Raw genomic sequence first — 15,459 nt, 5'->3', positions numbered from 1 at the left:
GGATCGGCGCGCATCGGCCACTATCTTCCGCCCTGGATTTTGCCGCAGCTGCGGCCTGTCCCGTCAGCGAGCAGTCGAGGTCGGCCATGTCACGAATGATTGAATTACTTTACGACGAGCACCGCAACATCGCGAAGCTGCTCAACGTGATCGAGCACGAACTCAGCGTCTTCGATCGGCGCGAACGGCCCGACTACGAGATCTTCCAGGCCATCATCCAGTACTTCAGGGAATATCCCGAGGCCTGCCATCACCCGAAGGAGGATGTGGTCTACCAGATCCTCAAGGAGCGTAACCCGTCAGTCGCCGGCGCAGTCGGCGACGTCGAGGCCGAGCACGAACTGGAAGGCGAGCGCCTCGCCCGCTTCGCCAAGGTGGTCGAGGACGTCCTCGCCGACCAGGAACTGCCGCGCGAGACCTTCCACACCGCCGCCCAGGATTTTCTCGAGCATCAGCGCCGCCACATGGCGAAGGAAGAGCAGTTGCTGTTCCCGGCCGCGCTGGAGACGCTGACCGCCGACGATTGGGCGCAGATCGACGCGCGGATCGAAGAGCGCAAGGACCCGATGTTCGACGGTGAGACCGCGAGCAAGTTCCAGAACCTCTACGCGACCATCCTGCGCTGGGAGCAGGAAACCCAGGAAGACCGCAGCAGGGCCGCAGCGGCGGCGGTGCGCTGAGCCGTCCGGCTTCTCCGGGCCGGCCGCATCCCACCGTCGGACGCCCGACGTCGCACCTGATCAGACGCCGGCGTCTTCGCCGGCGTAGTCGGCCCAGCAATCCGGCGTTTCATAGACCCGGACGTTCGACAGTGCCGGCAAGCCCGGCTTGGTCCGGTCCCAGATCCAGATCGCGATGTTCTCCGCGGTCGGATTTTCCAGCCCCTCGATGTCGTTCAGGCAATAATGGTCGAGCCGCGCCAGCAGCGGGCCGAACGCCGCCTCGATCTCGAAGAAATCCAGCACGAAGCCGGTCGTCGGATTGACGGGCCCCGAGAGCTGCAGCTCGACGCGATAGGAATGCCCGTGCATCCGCCGGCAGCGATGCGTTTCCGGGACATTGGGCAATTGGTGGGCGGCTTCGAACCTGAACGCTTGGGTGATTTTCATCGATGTCGGGGGTTGGGCGCCTGGCGCCATAGATCGGTCGCGGCGGACCCTATCGGAGCGCCGCCGGCATTTGAAGCCGGGTTCGTGGGAGAATCGTACCTTATCGGTCGAATACCCGGCTCGATCCTCGCTTCCGACCGGCTCGCTCCCGTCTCCCGGGTCTTCCGTCTGCATGATTAACAAAGGATGGCCGCCCCGCCGCAGTCTCGCCGGGCGCCGTTCATCCTTTCAAAACCAACCCGTAGATTTCCGGGGGCCCCTCAGACTCCGTTAAGCGCTGAAGCTGCAACCTGCCGGCAACTTCGGGAGTTGCAATGAACCGGCAGGAAATCCAGAGCAGGCTGACGTCGACGCTTCGCGCGGGTGCGCGATGTTGAGCGTTCCGACCCTCTGGGTGGTCTTTCTGATCAATTTTCTCGCGCTGGGTCTGGTCTGGACCCACGTGATGCGGAGCTATCCGAACTTCACCCCGGCACGTTATTGGACCGCGGCCTGCTTCGTCGTTTCGCTCGGCGCGGGCTTCGGCATGCTGCGGGGCGTGATCGACACCAAGGTGCCGCTGATCGCCGGCGGCGGCACCGTCGTTCTGGCCGCCTATCTGATCTCGATGGGCGTGTTCCGCTTCTACGATCGACAGATGAGCTGGCGGCTCGCCCTCGGCGCGACCGCAGCCTGCACCGCGGGTCTCGCCTTCTTCCTGCTCGTGATCGATTCGATGATGATGCGGATCTTGATCTACTCGGTGGCCCAGGCCATTCCGATCGCGATGACGCTGCCGCTGATGCTGTCGCGCAGCGGCCGCCGCAATCCCGGCGCGCGGATGGCCGCCACGGTGGCGATCATGATGCTGCTGGTCTACGCGGTTCGTTCCGGGGCTGCGACCATTGGCATCGGCGGCGAATTGTCGGTGGTCAATTTCAATGACTTTCAGGCTTCGCTGGTGCTGATGCTGGTGTTCCTGTCGATGACGCTGAATTTTTCGTTCCTGCTGATGGCGATCGACCGGCTGCGTTCCGAGGTCGAGAGCCTCGCGCTGATCGACGACCTCACCGGCATCTCCAATCGTCGCCATTTGCTGCAACGTATGGCGGCGCAGTGCCAGGCCGCGATGCAGACCGACGAACCGTTCACGGTGCTGGCGATCGACCTCGACGGCTTCAAGGCCATCAACGACGGCCACGGCCACGCCGCCGGCGACGAGTGCCTGCGCCGATTCTCCCGCGCCGCGCAGGCGCGGCTGCGTCCCGGCGATCTGTTTGCGCGCACCGGCGGCGACGAATTCTGCGTGGTGATGCCCGCGACCACCCTGCGCGAAGGCGCGATGGTCGCCCGCCACATCCTGGAAGAGAGCCGCACGCTGTCGACGCAAGGCGGCGACGAGACGATCACGATCGCCGCCTCGATCGGCGTCGCGCAATGGACGCCGCAGATCGGGATGCACCCCGACCGGCTGATCGCGGCCGCGGACGCAGCGCTGTACAACGCCAAGAAACTCGGCAAGGATCGCTACGCGGTCCACGAACCGACGGTGGAACCACTGCCTACGTTTCTCGAGCCGGTGCGAAAGATCGCCTGATCGTTTCGCGGCCGTTCGCAAGGCGCCTGTCGATGATCCATCGCCTGATCGGAACGTCGCTGCTGGCCGCGGCGCTGCTGCCGTTGGACAGGACGGCGGCGCAGACGCTTTCGCCGGATCTGGCGACGATCGCGCGCAGTGCGGGCAAGCCGGACATCCCCGGACTGACAATCGTCTGGCTCGCCCCGTGGGACGATTATCGCAAGGCGCCGTGGCGCAACATCATCGTGCACCAGACCGAAGGCGGAAGCGGCTCGGCGCGTAACGGCGCGCGCGCGCAGGCGAAAAACCCGACGCGGCGCGGCGTCACGGTCTGGGTCGAGACCGACGGCACGGTGTATTGGGCGGTCCCGGAAACGATCGTCACCACCCATGGCGACGGCGCCAACCGCAACGACGACAAATACATCGACAACAAGCCGACCTATCGCCAGGTCACGCGCGGCAATTCGATCGGCATCGAATTCGCCGGCAACTATCCGGACGTGACCAGACCCGCCACCGAGGCGCAGATCGCGGCGTGGCGCATTCTCGTCAAGGTGCTACGCGCGCGCTACGACATTCCGGCCGAACGCGTCTATGCCCACAACTGGATCGACTACAAGGACGCGCGCTATTGCGAGGGCTGCGAGCTCGCGAAGCTCGCGCGCGATCCGGGGTTTTGAGGGACGCCGCGAGGCGCGACTACTTGCCCTTCCACGCCGGCTTGCGCTTGCCGAGGAACGCCTCCATGCCCTCGCGGAAATCCTCGCTCATATAGGCGCGCAGGATCAGGTCCTCGCCCTCGTCGCGCGTCAGCGTCCGCCGGATGCGGCGCACCGCCTCCTTGGTGACTTCCAGCGTGATCGGCGCGTGGCTCGCCACCAGTTGCGCGGTCTCGACGGCGCGACGCTGCAGCGTCGCGACGTCCGGTACGACCTCGTTCAGCAGCCCGAGCGCCAGCGCCTCCGGCGCCTCGACCAGCCGCGCGGTGAAGATCATCTCCTTGGCTCGCGCCGGGCCGACCAGCGCGACCAGCCGGCTGATATTGGACATCGACAGGCAGTTGCCGAGCGTGCGCGCGATCGGGAAGCCGATGCGGGTCGCCTCGGTGCCGATGCGGATGTCGCAGCACGCCGCGATGCCGGCGCCGCCGCCGGTGCACGCGCCGGCGATCGCCGCGATCACCGGAACGCGGCACTGCTCCAGCGCGCCGAGCACGCGGTCGATCCGCGCCTCGTAGTCGAGCGCGTCCTGCTGGGTCTTGAAGGCGCGGAACTGCGAGATGTCGGTGCCGGAGGCGAACGCCTTGTCGCCGGCGCCGGTCAGGATCAGCGCCTTGATGGCGCGATCCTCGTTGATCTGTGCGCAGATCGCCGCCATCCGCTCGTACATCGCGAAGGTCAGCGCGTTGCGCGCCTGCGGCCGGTTGAAGGTCAGACGGGCGATGCCGTCTTCGACCACGTAGAGCAATTCGTCGTCGGCGGACACGGTGGCGTTCATCGCAACTCTTTCGGCGTTGTTGACTCCGGCCGACCGCATAGCATCGTTTTCGCGGGCTGTCGCCGCGGCGTCGCTCAGGACAACAGCGTCGACTGGATCGTGTGCAGCCCGATGGCGATGGTCAGCACGCCGACCGCGATCTGCAACCCGCGATTGACCGCGGTCAGGCCGCGGGCCGACATCACCAGCGGCACCGCGATCGCCGCCGACAGCGCGCCCATGCCGACCATCGAGCCTAAGCCGAACAACGCCACGTAGAGCAGCCCCTGCGTCGGGCTCGGCGCCTGCGACACCGCGAGCACCAGCAGCGCCGCGGAGCCGGCCATGCCGTGCATCAGCCCGATCAGCAGCGTGCGCCAGCGAAAGCCGTGCGTATGCATATGAGCGCCCGGCGTATCGTGGGCCGCGCGCTGCGCAGCGTGGCTGTGCAGATGGATGTGGCGCGTGCCGTCGCCGTGCTGATGTACATGGGCGTGCACGCGGTCCCGCCACAGCCGCCACAGCAGATGACCGCCGAGCCCGACCAGCATGAACCCGACCGCACCTTCCAGCGGCGTCGCGATGTGCTCCGGGATCGCCTGGCCGAGCACGATGGCGACGCCGGCGAACAGGAACAGCGTCAGCGTGTGGCCGAGGCCCCAGGTCAGCCCGTGCTTGACGATGTCGCGCACGCCGCTGCGCCGCGCCGCGATGGTCGAGACCGCGGCGATGTGATCGACCTCGAGCGCGTGCTGCATCCCCAGCAGAAACCCCAACCCCAGAATTGCGAACATCGGCCCCAGTTCGTCGTGTCACGCAGCAAATTGCAGCAGCATCGGAAAGGTGTAAGTTCGCGATCACAACACGGCCGCAGAGCCGGAACAAGGGAGAAACAGATGGACGCCAGACATTCGATCGTGGCGGCGATGATGACGGCCGCGCTGCTGTCACCGTCCGCCGCATCGGCGCAAGCCACTTCGCCGTCCACCGCTTCGGCGCGTATCTCCGACGACATCGTCAAGATCGGCGTGCTGACCGACATGAACGGCCCGGCCTCGACGCCGACCGGCCAGGGCTCGGTCACCGCCGCGCAGATGGCGGTCGAGGATTTCGGCGGCAGCGTGCTCGGCAAGCCGATCAGCATCATCGTCGGCGATCATCAGCTCAAGCCGGACATCGGCGCCGCGCTGGCGCGGCGCTGGTACGACGTCGAGCAGGTCGATCTGATCGTCGACGTGCCGGTCTCCGCGGTCGGCCTCGCGGTGCAGAACATCGCGGGCGAGAAGAAGCGGATGTTCATCACCCATTCGACCGGCGCCGCGGATTTCCACGGCAAGTTCTGCTCGCCTTACGCGATGCAATGGGTGTTCGACACCAGGGCGCTCGCGGTCGGCACCGCGCAGGAAGTCGTGAAGCGCGGCGGCGATTCGTGGTTCTTCATCACCGACGACTACGCCTTCGGCCAGTCGCTGGAGCGCGACGCGGCTGCCGTCGTGACGAAGAGCGGCGGCAAGGTGCTGGGCGCGGTGCGGCCGCCTTTCGCGACGCCGGACCTGTCGTCCTTTGTGCTGCAGGCGCAGGCCTCGAAGGCGAAGATCATCGGCATCGCCGGCGGCCCGCCCAACAACATCAATGAAATCAAGACCGGCGCCGAGTTCGGCGTGTTCAAGGGCGGCCAGCAGATGGCGGCGCTGCTGGCGCTGATCACCGACATCCATTCGCTCGGCCTGCCCGCCGCGCAGGGCCTGTTGCTGACGACGTCGTTCTATTGGGACATGGACGACAAGACCCGCGAATGGTCGAAGCGCTATTTCGCCAAGATGAACCGGATGCCCTCGATGTGGCAGGCCGGCGTGTACTCGTCGACCATGCACTATCTGCAGGCGATCAAGGACGCCGGCACCGACGAGCCGCTCGCGGTCGCGGCGAAGATGCGCGAGAAGCCGGTCGAGGATTTCTTCTCCCGCAACGGCAGGCTCCGCGAAGACGGGCTGATGGTGCATGATCTGATGCTGGTGCAGGTGAAGAGTCCCGAGGAGTCGAAATATCCATGGGATTATTACAAGATTCTGACGCGCATCTCCGGTGACGAGGCGTTCGGTCCGCCCGATCCGGCCTGCCCGCTGATCAAGAAATAGGCGGGATTTGATCGAGCGCATGCTGCGGGTTCCACTCCGCAGCTAAGGTCGCAGGAAGCGTGCCGGGCCGTCCGGCACGCGCCTGAAAGGACTCCGCCTCATGACGACCCACCACTTCCACGCCGTGATCTGGATCGACCACAAGGAAGCCCGCGTCTTCCACTTCAATCCGGAGGATGTCGAGCGGACGGTGGTTCATCCGGATCACCCTGCGAAGCAAGTCCACCACAAGCCCGAGGATCCACATTATCTGAAGGCGGCGATGGATGCGATTTCCGATGCCGGCGCGATTCTGGTGATCGGTCCCGCGCACACCAAGACCGAACTGGTGAAGTATATCGAGCAGCACAATCCCGCGCTGAAGGCCAAGATCGCCGCAGTCGAGACCGTCGATCATCCCACCGACGGCCAGATCGTCGCCCACGCCCGCAAGTACTTCAAAGCCGAAGACCGCGTGACTCCGCAGACGAAGTAAGCGCTCGCGAGCGCCGCTCGACACAGCCGTCATTGCCGGGCTCGACCCGGCAATCCATCCTCTTGGCAAAGACTATTCATGGCGCGCTGACGCGCGCGATGAATGCGCGGGCCTTCGCCTCGCCGAAGCGGCTTCGGCCGCGCAGGCGGGTCGAGCCCGCGCATGACGCCTGTTGATGCGGATGCGTGGAGCAGGATTAGTAGCCGTCATCCCCGCGAAAGCGGGGGATTCCGTATCGCAGAGCGTGCGCGGCTAGCGCACCGCGAACTAACTCAGCGCTCTGGGATACTGGGTCGCCCGGTCGAGCCGGGCGATGACGGGAGAGAGTGTGGGAGTCCGCCTGACAATCACACAGCCAACGCGGTTCTCTCGGCGCCGTCATCCTGAGGCGCTCGCCCGCAAGGGCGAGCCTCGAAGGATGCGGAGACTTAGACGGTGCGTGCGGCCGATCCTTCGAGGCTCGCTACGCTCGCGCCTCAGGATGACGCTGTGCGCGTTGATCGCGATGTCAAACAGCCACGGCGAATTGGTCTCGCGGCTCCGCTGAGCCCGAGTTGTGCACCCGTCGCTTCGCAGCGAGGGGTGGGGGCGCGCCGCGTGGCGCAAAGTTGGTGAGTTCGCGATGGCTTCTTTCGAAGTCATCGCGCGACGCCTCGTCGGCGCGCCCACCTGCGGCGGTTTTAGGCTGTCAGGCCCGTGCTTCCGGGGACAGGCAAGGGTAATGAAACCCCACGGATCCGGCGGATTACGCCGCCTTCACCTGCCCCCGTCCAGCGAACTAACAAGTCGCAGAGCCTCGTAGTAGGCCCGGACGGGTACCCGAAGCCTCCCGGACGCGTGCTTGCGAGGCACGACGCGCAGGACGCCGCATCCATCCGATTCCACCGGCACAGCGCCGGCTTGATCGAACCATCGTTCCGGACCGGTTGCCCGGCCCGCCGATCTGTCCCGCTTGTACGACGCCTCGCGAAGCGCCCCTCACGGACAGGACGATGCGGACTATAATCATATTAGGAATTCTGTCAAGAGATCGCGCATGGCCAATTTGGTGACGTGCCGATCACGTGCGAGGCGGTCGCGCGGCGGCGAACGGATAGTGCGGACGGCCGGGTCCGTTCACCGTGACGCTGGGTTCTGTTCGCGCCAACGGGCCCGCTTTCTCCACACCCGAAGGTCGACCATGACGGTTGCGGCCGCCGCGACGACCAGCGCACAGAGCGCCGCCTTCGACATCAATTCCATCGTCCCCTCGATCAGTATGCCGTGCACGACGCTCCCGACGACGATCACCACGGCGAGCAGCATGTGGGCGATCCGCCACTGTCGCGGCCCGAGGCCCCATCGTCGGCGGAAGACTGCGAGCAGCGCGACGGCGAAGATCGCCCACATTGCGACCACGCCCCAAGGGGAAAACGGCGTCGGCGACGTGAAGGTCAGCGCATCGATCATGTCCGGCGGGCTGGTGTACCACAGACCGCCGACGTGAATCAGCACGGCGATCACCAGCGTGCCGCCGATCCAGCGATGCGCGCGCCGCGCGCGCAAGGCCGACAGTCCGGGCAAATACCCGCCGATCAGCAAAGGCTGAACCAGGACGAGACCGAGCGCGACGATCCCCGCGAACCCGGCCACGATGTAGACCGGACCTCGCCAATTGAGCAAAGGGCTCATGGCCGCGGCGGCGATCGGCACGCCGATGGCGGCCGCGAGGGCTGCCCAGACCAGGGTCGCCCGGACCCGGTTCATGCCTTCGTCTCCAATTCAGTCAGACCGGCTGAAGGACGAAGTGCGCTTCCAGGCTGGTGTTTTTTGCGCTGCGCATGACCGGACGCAGGAACACGGTCTTGAATTCGTCGCTGTCATAAGCGAGGTGCCCGTGCGGCTGGCCGAACACCGGAATGATCTGCGGCATCTCGAGACGGAACTCGCCGTTCTTGTCGGTGAGCGTGGCGCCGTGACTGCGCTGCTCGTGCTCCTGCCCTTCGACCGTATGCGCCCAGATCTGGATCCGCTGCCCGGCGAGCGGAGCGCCGTCGCCTGCACGGCGAACGGTCCCTCTCATCCAGAATCCACCCCCGCCGATCCGATCGACGATCGGGGCGCCTTTGCGATAATTGTTGGCCCCGCCCGACATCGACGGAGTCGGTGCGAGGCCTTCCGCTCGGGCAGGTAGCAACAGCCCGGACGATAGACCGGCTGCCAGGAAGGAACCGCTGGCGACGAGCAGCTTGCGGCGGTTCAGAACGACCGTGCTCATGTTCATTCCTCCTGGGGACTTCCGCTGCCGCGATGGAACAGCACCGAACCTGTCTCCTGAACTTAGCGACGACGCTCCCGAATACCAGCCAGGGCGGCGAGCGGCACCGCGGAGTCGCAATAAAAGAGTTGTGAACGGGAGGAGCGTTGCTCTGCCTGATGCCGGATAGAGCCGTTCTGTCTCCGAGGGAATCAGCACTGGCGTTCAGGGATACTCGCCGCAGGCACAGCCTCATGGTGAGGAGGCGCGAAGCGCCGTCTCGAACCATGCGCCGCCGGCACTGCATCGCCCCATCCTTCGAGACGCCCGGCTTCGCCGGGCTCCTCAGGATGAGGATTCAGTGCAACTGGCAAAAGCCATATTGCTTCAATCGGTCGATGAAACGTTCTAGCCACGAGAGCGACCGACCACCGGGGTCTCGCGGCTGCGGCGCAATGCAGCAGGTCTCGCCTGCTGGACGCTGGACTAACTGCCCTGCCCCGCAATCTTGCCGTCGACCACCTGGACGATGCTGTCGCAGCGTTTGGCGAGGTCGTCATTGTGGGTGACGAGCAGAAAGGTGGTGCCGCGCTCGCGGTTGATCTCGCGCATCAGCGCGAACACGTCGTCGGCGGATTTGGTGTCGAGATTGCCGGTCGGCTCGTCGGCGAGCACGAGGTCGGGGTCCATCGCCAGCGCGCGGGCGATGGCGACGCGCTGCTGCTGGCCGCCCGACATGTTGCTGGCGCTGTTGTTGCGCCAGCGGCTGAGGCCGACGCGATCGAGCAGCTCGTCGGCGCGGCGCTCCATCGCCGTATCGGGACGGCCGCGATCGACCAGCATCGGCATCATCACGTTCTCGCGCGCGGTGAAGGCCGAGATCAGATAGTGATACTGGAACACGAAGCCGATGGCGCGGCCGCGGAGTTGCGTCAGCGCCGCGTCGCCGAGCAGGCCGGTGTCCTCGCCGTTGATCGTCAGCTTGCCCGCGGTCGGCCGGTCGAGCAGGCCGATGATGTTGAGCAGCGTCGACTTGCCCGAGCCCGACGGCCCCATCAGCGCCAGGAAATCGCGCGCCTGCAAGGTCAGGTCGATGCCGTGCAGCACCTCGGTCTCGACCGGGGTGCCGACATTGTAGGATTTCCGGATGCCGTCGAGGCGCAGGACTTCAGCCACGGATCGCCACCACCGGATCGAGCCGCGCCGCACGCAGCGCGGGCGCGATCGCCGCCGCGACGCCGGTGAGCGTCGCCAGCAGCGACGACGCGATGAACAATTCGGAATCGAGGATCAGCGGAAACAGCTCGCTGCCGTCGACCTGGCGCGCCGACTGGTGCCACACGAACAGCGCAAGCGCGCCGAGGCCGGAGCCGATCAGCGCGCCGACGAAGCCGAGCAGCCCGCCCTGAATCAGGAACACCCGCAGGATCTGGCCGCGGCGCGTGCCCATCGCGCGCAGGATGCCGATGTCCTTGGAGCGCTGGATCACCGAGACGATCAGCACCGCGGCGATGCCGAACGCCACCGACAGGCCGACGAACAGCCGGATCAGCGTGTTGGAATTCTGCTGCGCCCGCACCGCGGTGAAGAACTGCGCGTTGGTCTTGATCCAGCTATCGGCTTTCACCGGCAGCGTCGCCTGAATTTCCTGCGCGGCGGTCTCGGCGGCGTAGATGTCCGCCACGGTGATGTCGATCGAGGTGATGCCGCCGATCAGGCCGAGCATGCTCTGGGCGTTGCGCAGCGTCACGAAAGTGTTGCGCTGGTTGGCGGCCTTGTTGCCGAAATCGAAGATGCCCTTGATGGTGAGGACGCGATTGCCGGCGAGCGACGTCGAGACGATGAGCTTGTCGCCGAGCGAGGCGCCGAGATCGCGCGCCAGCTCGACGCCGATCAGGATGCCCTCGGTGGTGATCTGGGCTTCGCCGGCGATGATGAAATCCGGCACCTTGACGATCTGGAAATAGATCTCCGGCTCGATGCCGTACAGCGTGATCGCCCGGCTGGTGTCGCCGCGCAGCGCCAGCGCCGAGCCCGACGCGGTGGCGGCCGCATACACCACGTCCGGCCGCGCCTGCATCTCGGCGCGGATCTTCGGCCACTGGTCGATCGAGATCACCCGCTGGGTCGGGCGCTGCACCGTCGCGATCTCGATCGTGCCCGGCTCGTCGCGCAGCGGCCGCGCCACCTGATCCGGCGGGATCAACTGGATCTGCGGCTGCGAGGTCAGCACGCGCTTGATGAAATTCGCCTGTAGCCCGGCCAGCATCGCCGACATGAAGACGATGACGCCGACGCCGATCGCGATGCCGCCGACGATCACCAGCGTCTGCGTCGCGCCGTCGAGCAGGAAGCGCACCGCGGCGATCCACTCGAACGGCAGCCAACGTTTCACGGCACGACCACGCGGATGCGATCGCCGGGCTTGACGCCGGTGGTGAGCGGAATCACCCGGTCGCCCGGCGCGAGACCCTCGATCACTTCGTAGGCGCCGACGCCGCGCAGGCCGAGCTTGACCGGCCGCCGGATGGCGCGGCCGTTCTCGGCCTTCAGCACATAGGGCGCCGTCGTCGCGTCGTTGACCGCACGCGCCGGCACGATCACCGCATTGTCGCGGCGCGCGGTGGCGATGTCGACCGACACCGTCATGTCCTGGCGCAGATAATGCGGCGGATCGGTCACCGCGAGCTTGATCTCGACCGAGGCGCGGTTGATGTCGACCGACGGATTGATGTAGCTGAGCCGCGCCGAAAAGCGCTTGTCCGGATAGGCGTCGGCGGACGCCAGCGCGTGCTGGCCGAGCGCGAGCTGGCCGAGATTCTTCTCGTCGATCTGCACCACGATCTGGCTGTCGCCGGCCGGCGCCAGCACCAGCAGCGCCTTGCCGGGCTGCACCACGCTGCCGCGCTCGACCTTGCGGGTGATCAGCACGCCGTCGCGCGGCGCGGTGATGCTGGCATAGCCGAGCCGCGCCCGGGTGGTGTTGAGCGTGGCGCGGGCCTGGCCGAGCTGGGTCTCGGCCATCACGTAGTCGCTGCCGACCGGGCTCGAGGTGTAGACCTGCAGCTCCGCGGTGCGGACCTGGGTGCGGGCGACGTCGAGATTCTTGGTCGCCTCGTCGAGCACAGCCTTGGTGCCGTAGCCGGAGGCGGCGAGCTTGGAGGCGCGCTGATAGGCGGCCTCGGCGTTGAGCAGATTGGCCTGCGCCTGCTGCAGCGACTGGTCGGCGGCCGGCTTGGTCAGTTCGCGGAGCTGGCGCACCCGCGCCTCGGCCTGCGCCACCGCGCCCTCGGCCTGCACCACCGCGGCCTCGAGTTCGCTGGCCTCGATCGAGATCAGTTTCTGGCCTTCGCGAACCTCCTCGCCCTCGCGCACCAGCACGTCGGCGACGGTGCCGGTGATCTGGCTACCGATCTCGACCCGGTACGGCGTCTCGATGTGGCCGGAAGCGACCACGCTCTGCACCAGATTGCCGCGTTCGACCACGACGGCGGCGACTTGCGGGCCGAGCAGCAGCCGCCCCAGCCCGAGCCCGGCCGCGATCAGCACCAGACCGATGCCGAGCACCGGCCATTTATGGCGCCAGACCGCGCCCGCCCAACGCACGGCCGCAGGCGGCCGCGGTGACAGCGTCGAATCGCCCGGCTGATCGACTTTGTGCAGCATGAAAACCCGTTGGATGAGCTGATCGAGCCGTAACCCGCGAGCCTCGGTGCCCTATTGCGGAAGATCAATTGCGGCGACCTCCGGGCATGATCAAATTTCCGTTGTCGTCGCGGACCTTAGTCCGCCGTTCCCGAAGCGGGCGAAGGAATCCGAATGATAGCCGCTATTGTGCTGGTGCTGATCGCCGCCGCGCTGTTGTTCGGCTCGGGCTGGCTGTCCTGCTCGATCGCCCGCAGGCTGGAGGCGCGATTCCCGCCGCGCGGCGTGTTCGTCAACGCCAACGGCGTGCGGATGCACGTGCTCGATCTGCCCCCGGCGCAGCCCGCCGACCGGCCGCTGCCGACGGTGCTGCTGGTGCACGGCGCCAATCTGTGCAGCGAGGACATGCGGATGGCGCTCGGCGAGCGGCTGTCGCGCAAGCTGCGGGTTATCATTCCGGACCGGCCCGGCCAGGGCTACAGCGCGCCCGGCCTCGGCCCGCTGGCGTCGCCGGCCTATCAGGTGACGCTGATCCGCGAAGTGCTGCGCGAGCTCGGCGTCTCCGGGCCGCTGATCGTGGTCGGGCATTCGTTCGGCGGTCTGATCGCGCTGCGCTACGCGCTCGACAACCCCGACACCGTACAGGGCCTGGTGGTGATCAACCCGACCACCCATCCGCGGCCGCGGGGCATCCGCTGGATCCAGCGCGTGTTCGACGTGCTGATGAAGCCGTCGATCAACTACACGGTGCTGCCGCCGATGTTCATGGCGATGACGGACCGCGTCGCGAGCCGGATCTTCCGCCCGGAAACGCCGCCGCCGGACTATATCGACCGCAGCCGGCTCGGGCTGGCGCTGATGGCGAAGCGGTTCTCCGGCAGCCTGCAGGAATATTCCGGGCTGCGCGACCAGTTGGTCGACCACGTGCCGCGCTACCGGGCGGTCGCGGTGCCGACCGTGATCGTCGCCGGCACCGCCGATCCGGTGGTGCCGCCGCAGATCCACGCCGAGGCGCTGGCGCAGGCGATCCCGGGGGCGCGCCTCGTCCGCATCGCCGGCGCCGGGCACATGGCGCACCACGCCCATGCCGAGACGATCGTGACCGAAATCGAGCGGCTGGCGGGCTGCGCCGGCGGCCAGGCCAAGCTGCGCGCGGTGGAGCGCCCGCTGCAGGCCGGCGCGGGAACGCAACGCGCTTGACATCGGCCGGGGCAGCGATGAAACCCGATGGCGTTGGATCGCGTTCATTGCCGGCAAGCAGGAGAATTTCCGATGACCTTCGTCAAGCTGATCTGCGCCGCTGCGGTCGTTTCGGTCGCCGCCGCCGCCCCGGCCGCGGCCGGGCACAAGCATCGCCATCACGGCCACCATCACCACCACGTCGAGGGGTCACTCTACACCCACAATTACGGCCCGCCGATCTGGCCGGGCGAGACCTTCGCCACCTATGACGGCCCGCTGCGGGCGCTGTGCAAGCAGGGCGCCGCCGCCTATCGCGGCCAGGACGGCCGCCGGTATCCCTGCTATTGACGCAGCGGCCGCGCCGCTCGATTGCACCGCGGCCGGAACGGCGTCACACTGGCGCCGCGGCCGACCGCCCGTTCGCACCGGATTGAAGCCATGATCGACATCAGCCCCGAAGAGACCCGCAAGATCGCCGCCGCGCTGGTCAAGACGGCGATCGAAATCGTCTCCGAAGAGGACGGCGGCGCGCACAACCAGTGCAAGCTGTGCGGCGCCTCGGTGCCGTGGCTCAAGACCGGCGACGAGATCAAGCACGCCCCCGACTGCCCGGTGGTGATCGCGCAGCGTGTGCTGTCGGCGAAGCCGCGGCTGCACAGCGTCTGACCGCGAGCCGGCCGGCCATGGCGGACGACAGCGACATCGAAGGTTCCGAACGCGCGGTCTGCCTCGCGCCGGCGGAATTCGTCGACAGCGACCATCCCGAGGTGCAGGCGCTGGCGGCGCAGACGACCGCCGGCGCGGCGACGCAGCAGGACAGGCTCCGCGCGCTGTATCTCGCGGTGCGCGACGGCGTCCGCTACGATCCTTACGTCGATTTCCGCGGCGCCGAAGTGTTTCGCGGCTCCAGCGTGCTGCGGGCGCAGCGCGGCTATTGCGTCGGCAAGGCGGCGGCGTTCGCGGCGCTGTGCCGCGCCGCCGGCATTCCGGCGCGGGTGCGCTTCGCCGACGTGCGCAATCATCTGGCGACAGAGAATCTCACCAAGTCGATGGGCACCGATTTGTTCGCCTGGCACGGCTACACCGAATGCTGGACCGGCGAACGCTGGGTCAAGGCGTCGCCGACGTTCAATCGCACGCTGTGCGACAAGCTCGGCGTCGCGCCGCTGGATTTCGACGGAAGCAGCGACGCGGTGATGCAGGCGTTCGACACCAAGCAGGCGCGCTTCATGGAATACGTCCGCGACCACGGCGCGTATTTCGATGTGCCGGTGAAGTTCCTGCAGGCCGAAATGTTCGCGCAATACCCCCACCTCGTCCGCGAAGGCGGCGTGCGCGGCGACATGGAGCAGGAAGCGGAACGGGAGCGCGCGAAGGCGTAGCGCGTTCGTCGCTTCGTTCAGTGACACCCAGCATCGTCATGGCCGGGCTCGTCCCGGCCATCCACGTCTTGTTTTCGACGCTAGCGCAGATTCGTGGATGCCCGGGACAAGCCCGGGCATGACGGGTTGAAACGAAACTGCCCGACCTCCTTGACTGCATTCTCGATCGAATCCTGAGGAGCCCGGCGAAGCCGGGCGTCTCGAAGGATGGGGCAACGCATCGCCGGCGGCGCATGGTTCGAGACGGCGCTTCGC

General features: G+C 66.9%; 17 protein-coding genes. 9 read left to right on the top strand and 8 right to left on the bottom strand.

Annotated features, from left to right (window positions below):
• The first annotated feature begins 86 nt into the window (after nt 1-86).
• Nucleotides 87-680: a hemerythrin domain-containing protein gene (locus tag SR870_RS00225; protein ID WP_322516054.1), complete on the top strand. Its 594-nt coding sequence runs from the start codon at nt 87-89 to the stop codon at nt 678-680.
• A gap of 60 nt (nt 681-740) precedes the next feature.
• Here the strand turns inward: SR870_RS00225 and queD are convergent, their stop codons facing one another.
• Nucleotides 741-1,109: a 6-carboxytetrahydropterin synthase QueD gene (gene queD, locus SR870_RS00220; RefSeq protein WP_322516053.1), complete on the bottom strand. Its 369-nt coding sequence runs from the start codon at nt 1,107-1,109 to the stop codon at nt 741-743.
• Nucleotides 1,110-1,479: 370 nt separating this feature from the next.
• On the opposite strand from queD, the gene SR870_RS00215 reads away from it, so the two are divergent.
• Both SR870_RS00215 and SR870_RS00210 read left to right on the top strand, forming a co-directional pair.
• Entirely contained in the window at nt 1,480-2,685 is a 1,206-nt protein-coding gene (locus SR870_RS00215) for a GGDEF domain-containing protein (protein WP_322516052.1), read from the top strand.
• 32 nt (nt 2,686-2,717) lie between these two features.
• Nucleotides 2,718-3,350 (top strand): peptidoglycan recognition family protein, encoded by a 633-nt coding sequence (locus tag SR870_RS00210; protein ID WP_322516051.1) that lies wholly within the window; start codon nt 2,718-2,720, stop codon nt 3,348-3,350.
• Between the two features lie 19 nt (nt 3,351-3,369).
• Here SR870_RS00210 and SR870_RS00205 read toward each other — a convergent pair whose 3' ends face one another.
• A complete protein-coding gene (locus SR870_RS00205; RefSeq protein WP_322516050.1) occupies nt 3,370-4,167 on the bottom strand; it encodes an enoyl-CoA hydratase/isomerase family protein in 798 nt (265 codons plus the stop codon).
• A 74-nt stretch (nt 4,168-4,241) separates the two neighbouring features.
• The gene (locus SR870_RS00200; RefSeq protein WP_322516049.1) at nt 4,242-4,940 is read right to left on the bottom strand and encodes an urease accessory protein; all 699 of its coding nucleotides are present in this window, start codon (nt 4,938-4,940) and stop codon (nt 4,242-4,244) included.
• A gap of 102 nt (nt 4,941-5,042) precedes the next feature.
• On the opposite strand from SR870_RS00200, the gene SR870_RS00195 reads away from it, so the two are divergent.
• Together SR870_RS00195 and SR870_RS00190 are read left to right on the top strand one after the other, a co-directional pair.
• On the top strand, nt 5,043-6,284 hold the full coding sequence (locus SR870_RS00195) for an ABC transporter substrate-binding protein (protein WP_322516048.1): 1,242 nt from the start codon (nt 5,043-5,045) through the stop codon (nt 6,282-6,284).
• Between the two features lie 100 nt (nt 6,285-6,384).
• Nucleotides 6,385-6,759, top strand: a complete 375-nt coding sequence (locus SR870_RS00190) for a translational machinery protein (RefSeq protein ID WP_322516047.1) — start codon at nt 6,385-6,387, stop codon at nt 6,757-6,759.
• 1,116 nt (nt 6,760-7,875) lie between these two features.
• Here SR870_RS00190 and SR870_RS00185 read toward each other — a convergent pair.
• The 5 genes from SR870_RS00185 to SR870_RS00165 all read right to left on the bottom strand — a co-directional run bounded on the left by SR870_RS00185 (nt 7,876) and on the right by SR870_RS00165 (nt 12,661).
• Nucleotides 7,876-8,505, bottom strand: a complete 630-nt coding sequence (locus tag SR870_RS00185; RefSeq protein WP_322516046.1) for a ferric reductase-like transmembrane domain-containing protein — start codon at nt 8,503-8,505, stop codon at nt 7,876-7,878.
• A 19-nt stretch (nt 8,506-8,524) separates the two neighbouring features.
• Nucleotides 8,525-9,016 (bottom strand): Twin-arginine translocation pathway signal, encoded by a 492-nt coding sequence (locus SR870_RS00180; RefSeq protein ID WP_322516045.1) that lies wholly within the window; start codon nt 9,014-9,016, stop codon nt 8,525-8,527.
• 465 nt (nt 9,017-9,481) lie between these two features.
• Nucleotides 9,482-10,171 carry an ABC transporter ATP-binding protein gene (locus SR870_RS00175; protein ID WP_322516044.1) on the bottom strand — a complete coding sequence of 230 codons (690 nt, stop codon included), beginning with the start codon at nt 10,169-10,171 and terminating at the stop codon, nt 9,482-9,484.
• Entirely contained in the window at nt 10,164-11,390 is a 1,227-nt protein-coding gene (locus tag SR870_RS00170; RefSeq protein WP_322516043.1) for an ABC transporter permease, read from the bottom strand. Before SR870_RS00170 ends, SR870_RS00175 begins: the two co-directional genes overlap by 8 nt.
• A complete protein-coding gene (locus SR870_RS00165; protein ID WP_322516042.1) occupies nt 11,387-12,661 on the bottom strand; it encodes an efflux RND transporter periplasmic adaptor subunit in 1,275 nt (424 codons plus the stop codon). Before SR870_RS00165 ends, SR870_RS00170 begins: the two co-directional genes overlap by 4 nt.
• Before the next feature lie 153 nt (nt 12,662-12,814).
• Between SR870_RS00165 and SR870_RS00160 the strand changes: the two genes are divergently transcribed.
• The 4 genes from SR870_RS00160 (at nt 12,815) to SR870_RS00145 (ending at nt 15,204) form a co-directional block, all read left to right on the top strand.
• Nucleotides 12,815-13,840, top strand: a complete 1,026-nt coding sequence (locus SR870_RS00160; RefSeq protein ID WP_322516041.1) for an alpha/beta hydrolase — start codon at nt 12,815-12,817, stop codon at nt 13,838-13,840.
• A 72-nt stretch (nt 13,841-13,912) separates the two neighbouring features.
• On the top strand, nt 13,913-14,170 hold the full coding sequence (locus tag SR870_RS00155; RefSeq protein WP_322516040.1) for a hypothetical protein: 258 nt from the start codon (nt 13,913-13,915) through the stop codon (nt 14,168-14,170).
• Between the two features lie 90 nt (nt 14,171-14,260).
• Complete coding sequence (locus SR870_RS00150) at nt 14,261-14,488, top strand: DUF3222 family protein (RefSeq protein ID WP_322516039.1); 228 nt, start codon at nt 14,261-14,263, stop codon at nt 14,486-14,488.
• A gap of 17 nt (nt 14,489-14,505) precedes the next feature.
• Nucleotides 14,506-15,204 carry a transglutaminase-like domain-containing protein gene (locus tag SR870_RS00145; RefSeq protein WP_322516038.1) on the top strand — a complete coding sequence of 233 codons (699 nt, stop codon included), beginning with the start codon at nt 14,506-14,508 and terminating at the stop codon, nt 15,202-15,204.
• Nucleotides 15,205-15,459: the final 255 nt, after the last annotated feature.

It is taken from the genome of Rhodopseudomonas palustris, assembly GCF_034479375.1.
In the GTDB taxonomy this organism is placed as follows: domain Bacteria; phylum Pseudomonadota; class Alphaproteobacteria; order Rhizobiales; family Xanthobacteraceae; genus Rhodopseudomonas; species Rhodopseudomonas palustris_M.
This window is presented reverse-complemented; position numbering and strand designations above follow the sequence as displayed.

What these genes read in the sequence shown, in the direction of transcription:
- SR870_RS00160 (WP_322516041.1), top strand. Translation starts at nt 12,815, where the DNA reads ATGATAGCCGCTATTGTGCTGGTGCTGATCGCCGCCGCGCTGTTGTTC.
- SR870_RS00190 (WP_322516047.1), top strand. Translation starts at nt 6,385, where the DNA reads ATGACGACCCACCACTTCCACGCCGTGATCTGGATCGACCACAAGGAA.
- SR870_RS00185 (WP_322516046.1), bottom strand. Translation starts at nt 8,505, where the DNA reads ATGAACCGGGTCCGGGCGACCCTGGTCTGGGCAGCCCTCGCGGCCGCC.
- queD (WP_322516053.1), bottom strand. Translation starts at nt 1,109, where the DNA reads ATGAAAATCACCCAAGCGTTCAGGTTCGAAGCCGCCCACCAATTGCCC.
- SR870_RS00205 (WP_322516050.1), bottom strand. Translation starts at nt 4,167, where the DNA reads ATGAACGCCACCGTGTCCGCCGACGACGAATTGCTCTACGTGGTCGAA.
- SR870_RS00150 (WP_322516039.1), top strand. Translation starts at nt 14,261, where the DNA reads ATGATCGACATCAGCCCCGAAGAGACCCGCAAGATCGCCGCCGCGCTG.
- SR870_RS00225 (WP_322516054.1), top strand. Translation starts at nt 87, where the DNA reads ATGTCACGAATGATTGAATTACTTTACGACGAGCACCGCAACATCGCG.
- SR870_RS00155 (WP_322516040.1), top strand. Translation starts at nt 13,913, where the DNA reads ATGACCTTCGTCAAGCTGATCTGCGCCGCTGCGGTCGTTTCGGTCGCC.
- SR870_RS00210 (WP_322516051.1), top strand. Translation starts at nt 2,718, where the DNA reads ATGATCCATCGCCTGATCGGAACGTCGCTGCTGGCCGCGGCGCTGCTG.
- SR870_RS00165 (WP_322516042.1), bottom strand. Translation starts at nt 12,661, where the DNA reads ATGCTGCACAAAGTCGATCAGCCGGGCGATTCGACGCTGTCACCGCGG.
- SR870_RS00145 (WP_322516038.1), top strand. Translation starts at nt 14,506, where the DNA reads ATGGCGGACGACAGCGACATCGAAGGTTCCGAACGCGCGGTCTGCCTC.
- SR870_RS00215 (WP_322516052.1), top strand. Translation starts at nt 1,480, where the DNA reads ATGTTGAGCGTTCCGACCCTCTGGGTGGTCTTTCTGATCAATTTTCTC.
- SR870_RS00200 (WP_322516049.1), bottom strand. Translation starts at nt 4,940, where the DNA reads ATGTTCGCAATTCTGGGGTTGGGGTTTCTGCTGGGGATGCAGCACGCG.
- SR870_RS00195 (WP_322516048.1), top strand. Translation starts at nt 5,043, where the DNA reads ATGGACGCCAGACATTCGATCGTGGCGGCGATGATGACGGCCGCGCTG.
- SR870_RS00180 (WP_322516045.1), bottom strand. Translation starts at nt 9,016, where the DNA reads ATGAGCACGGTCGTTCTGAACCGCCGCAAGCTGCTCGTCGCCAGCGGT.